This is a genomic window from Mycobacterium sp. (assembly GCF_049281135.1).
Taxonomy (GTDB): Bacteria; Actinomycetota; Actinomycetes; order Mycobacteriales; family Mycobacteriaceae; genus Mycobacterium.
Genome location: NZ_JBAPRN010000270.1, coordinates 1 through 3808, shown reverse-complemented (window position 1 = coordinate 3808; position 3808 = coordinate 1). Strand labels below are relative to the sequence as shown.

Sequence of the window (3808 nt, the reverse complement as noted above, 5' to 3'; positions counted from 1 at the left end):
CCTCTACCCCGCCAGCCGCTGCGCCGGCGGAGGCGCCTGCTGTCGAGGCGCAGAGTACGGAGAGCTGAATCATGTTGATTCCCCGCAGAGTCAAGCACCGCAAGCAACACCACCCACGCCAGCGCGGGATTGCCAGCGGTGGCACGTCGGTGAGCTTCGGCGACTACGGCATCCAAGCACTGGAGCACGCCTACATCACCAACCGTCAGATCGAGTCCGCTCGTATCGCCATCAACCGGCACATCAAGCGTGGCGGCAAGGTGTGGATCAACATCTTCCCGGACCGTCCGCTGACCAAGAAACCCGCCGAAACCCGCATGGGTTCCGGAAAGGGATCGCCGGAATGGTGGATTGCCAACGTCAAGCCGGGCCGCGTGCTGTTCGAGCTCAGCTACCCCAACGAGCAGACCGCACGGGAGGCGCTGACCCGCGCGATCCACAAGCTGCCGATCAAGGCACGCATCGTTACCCGAGAGGATCAGTTCTGATGGCAGTGGGAATTTCGCCTGGCGAACTGCGCGAGCTCAACGACGACGAGTTGATCGAGAAGCTGCGCGAGTCCAAGGAAGAGCTGTTCAACCTGCGCTTCCAGATGGCGACAGGTCAGATGAACAACAACCGTCGGCTGCGCATAGTCCGTCAGGAGATCGCACGGATCTACACCGTGCTACGTGAACGCGAACTCGGCCTTGCAGCGGGCCCCCTTGGTGCTGAAGATGGAGAATCGTAATGGCAGAGGCGAAGAAGGCAGCCCCGGCGAAGGCGGCAAAGGCCGCCCCCAACGCTAGTGCCCCGAAAGACGGCAATGCCAAGGGGCCCAAGCACACTCCGGCCACCCCGAAACCGCGCGGTCGTCGTAAGACCCGCATCGGCTACGTGGTGAGCGACAAGATGCAGAAGACCATTGTGGTCGAGCTCGAAGACCGCATGCGCCACCCGAAGTACGGCAAGATCATTCGGACCACCAAGAAGGTCAAGGTGCACGACGAGCACGGCGACGCCGGCACCGGCGACCGGGTTTCGTTGATGGAGACTCGTCCGCTCTCGGCCACCAAGCGCTGGCGGCTCGTCGAGATCCTGGAGAAGGCTAAGTAGTCTCCGCTGCCGGTGCGCCCGCCAGCTCACGGTACGCAGGATCCAGGCGGCGGGCGGCGACGATGAACGCCAACGCGATCAGCGGGCCGATAATCCCGTAAACAGCAGCGGGCATTGCCATGTCGGCATTGTTCAGTAGTTGCGGGCTGAGCGCGATGCCGACCGCTACCACGGCATTGTGCAATCCGATCTCCAGGCTGACGGCGATAGCTTGTCTTGGGGCCAGCTTCATCCAGCGCGAGACCAGGTACCCGACGGTCAGGCTGATCGCGCAGAAAGACACCACGGCCGCACTGAGCACACCGAAGTTCTTCCACAGCGTTGACTGGCCACTGGCGATCCCGCCGACGACGGCGAGCACCAGTAGTACCGCGGCGGCGATCCTGACGACCTTCTGCAATCGCCGGGCGAAATCGGGGAAGCGATGACGGATCGCAACGCCGATTGCGACAGGTATCAGCACCATTGCGAACACCGTGAAGAACTTGTCGAATTGCAGTGGGATGAAACGCCCTTCGCCGAGAAACCACGACAGCGAGAACGCGAGTATCGCGGGTATGGCGAATATCGACAGCACCGCGTTGATCGCGGTGAGCGTGAGATTGAGCGCCAGGTCGCCATCGGCGAGGTGACTGACGAGGTTTGCCAACATCCCGCCCGGCGTCGCGGCCATCAGCATCAGCCCGACGGCCAGGTTGGGCGTCAGGTGCAGCGCCTCGGCGATCAGCAGGCACAGCACCGGCAAGATCAGCGATTGGCAGATCAAGGCAACCAGCAGTGGGCGTCGCACGGTAGCGGCGCGGCGGAAGTCTGCGATGGTGAGCGTCAGTCCGAGCGCGAGCATGACCGCGCCGACGACCACTGGTAAGAACCGGTTGTCCATTACTCTCCAGGTGGTTCAGCGCATACGCCGACCGGTGTCGATCGGCGAAAGGCTACGGCGCGAGGATGCGTTAGATAGGCAGTCTACGGTTTGCTGTCGCCGTGGGTGTCACGAGCCCGATCCGCACGACTGGGTCACTGGTATCACGTTGCTGCGTGAGCAGTCTCGGCCGAACTCGAATCGCCGTGCGCGGAAATGACGACCCGTGTTCAGCGGTGTGCGGCGGCGTGACTGTTCGTCATTGCGATGTTGGCCGACAGTTCGGCGCAGCGGTGTACTCTGCATCCGGAATCCTGGAGGTCCACTACGAGAGTGAGGCCAGCAATGGCTACCGAGTTCAACGGCAAGATCGAACTGGATATCCGTGATTCGGAACCGGATTGGGGTCCATTCGCTGCGCCGACCGCACCGGAGGGTGCGCCCAACGTCCTTTATCTGGTGTGGGACGACACCGGCATCGCGACGTGGGACTGCTTCGGCGGACTGGTGGAGATGCCGGCCATGACGCGCATCGCCGAGCGCGGCGTGCGACTGTCGCAGTTCCACACCACGGCCCTGTGCTCTCCGACCCGAGCGTCGCTGCTGACCGGTCGCAACGCCACCACGGTCGGCATGGCGATGATCGAAGAGTTCACCGAAGGCTTCCCCAATTCCAACGGCCGCATCCCGTTCGAAACCGCGTTGCTGTCTGAGGTCTTGGCCGAACAGGGCTACAACACTTACTGCGTCGGCAAGTGGCATCTGACGCCACTCGAAGAGTCCAACCTGGCGTCGACGAAACGGCACTGGCCAACCTCGCGCGGCTTCGAACGCTTCTACGGATTCATGGGTGGCGAGACCGACCAGTGGTATCCGGACCTGGTGTACGACAACCATCCAGTGAATCCGCCCGGCACCCCGGAGGACGGCTACCACCTGTCGAAAGACATCGCGGACAAGACAATTGAGTTCATTCGCGACGCCAAGGTGATAGCACCCGACAAGCCGTGGTTCAGCTACGTGTGCCCCGGCGCCGGCCATGCGCCACATCATGTGTTCCAGGAGTGGGCGGACCGTTACGCCGGCAAGTTCGACATGGGCTATGAGCGCTACCGGGAGATCGTGCTGGACAGGCAGAAGTCGATGGGCATCGTGCCACAAGACACCGAACTATCGCCGGTCAACCCCTATCTCGACGTCAAGGGACCCGACGGTCAGCCGTGGCCGCTGCAGGACACGGTCCGGCCGTGGGACACACTCAACGACGAAGAGAAACGATTGTTCAGCCGGATGGCCGAGGTGTTCGCCGGTTTCCTCAGCTACACCGACGCCCAGATCGGCCGGATTCTGGACTATCTCGAGGAATCCGGACAGCTGGACAACACCCTCATCGTGGTGATCTCCGACAACGGCGCCAGTGGTGAAGGCGGTCCCAACGGATCGGTGAACGAGGGCAAGTTCTTCAACGCCTACATCGACACCGTTGAAGAGAGCATGAAGATGTTCGACCATCTCGGGGGGCCGCAGACCTACAACCACTACCCGATTGGTTGGGCGATGGCCTTCAACACGCCCTATAAGCTCTACAAGAGGTACGCCTCGCATGAGGGTGGTATCGCCGACACCGCAATTGTCTCGTGGCCCAAAGCGATTGCGGCGCACGGTGAGGTCCGGGACAACTACGTCAACGTCTGTGACGTCACCCCGACCGTCTACGACCTGCTGAACATCCAACCGCCGGACACCGTGAAGGGCGTCCCGCAGAAGCCGTTGGACGGCGTGAGTTTCAAAGCGGCTCTTACCGACCCGTCAGCCGACACCGGCAAGGAGACTCAGTTTTACACCATGCTG

5 protein-coding genes are annotated in these 3808 nt (G+C 62.2%); 4 read left to right on the top strand and 1 reads right to left on the bottom strand.

Features of this window, described 5'->3' with window-relative positions; translation table 11 throughout:
* Positions 1 to 71: 71 nt before the first annotated feature.
* Genes rplP through rpsQ form a run of 3 tightly spaced genes read left to right on the top strand, consistent with a single transcriptional unit; the run spans position 72 to position 1095 of the window.
* On the top strand, positions 72 to 488 hold the full coding sequence (gene rplP, locus WAN02_RS10835) for a 50S ribosomal protein L16 (protein WP_240259930.1): 417 nt from the start codon (positions 72 to 74) through the stop codon (positions 486 to 488).
* The gene (rpmC, locus tag WAN02_RS10830; RefSeq protein WP_422264161.1) at positions 488 to 730 is read left to right on the top strand and encodes a 50S ribosomal protein L29; all 243 of its coding nucleotides are present in this window, start codon (positions 488 to 490) and stop codon (positions 728 to 730) included. Before rplP ends, rpmC begins: the two co-directional genes overlap by 1 nt.
* Positions 730 to 1095, top strand: a complete 366-nt coding sequence (gene rpsQ, locus WAN02_RS10825) for a 30S ribosomal protein S17 (RefSeq protein ID WP_422264160.1) — start codon at positions 730 to 732, stop codon at positions 1093 to 1095. The genes rpmC and rpsQ overlap by 1 nt, the downstream gene beginning before the upstream one ends.
* Here rpsQ and WAN02_RS10820 read toward each other — a convergent pair.
* Positions 1088 to 1978, bottom strand: a complete 891-nt coding sequence (locus WAN02_RS10820) for a bile acid:sodium symporter family protein (RefSeq protein WP_422264159.1) — start codon at positions 1976 to 1978, stop codon at positions 1088 to 1090. The genes rpsQ and WAN02_RS10820 overlap by 8 nt on opposite strands.
* A gap of 324 nt (positions 1979 to 2302) precedes the next feature.
* Here WAN02_RS10820 and WAN02_RS10815 point away from each other — a divergent pair.
* Positions 2303 to 3808, top strand: a 1506-nt coding sequence (locus WAN02_RS10815) for an arylsulfatase (protein WP_422264158.1), incomplete at its 3' end; no start/stop codon positions are given.

Bases quoted from the DNA above. Each gene is read 5' to 3' on its own strand.
- rpsQ (WP_422264160.1), top strand. From the start codon at position 730: ATGGCAGAGGCGAAGAAGGCAGCCCCGGCGAAGGCGGCAAAGGCCGCC.
- rplP (WP_240259930.1), top strand. From the start codon at position 72: ATGTTGATTCCCCGCAGAGTCAAGCACCGCAAGCAACACCACCCACGC.
- WAN02_RS10820 (WP_422264159.1), bottom strand. From the start codon at position 1,978: ATGGACAACCGGTTCTTACCAGTGGTCGTCGGCGCGGTCATGCTCGCG.
- rpmC (WP_422264161.1), top strand. From the start codon at position 488: ATGGCAGTGGGAATTTCGCCTGGCGAACTGCGCGAGCTCAACGACGAC.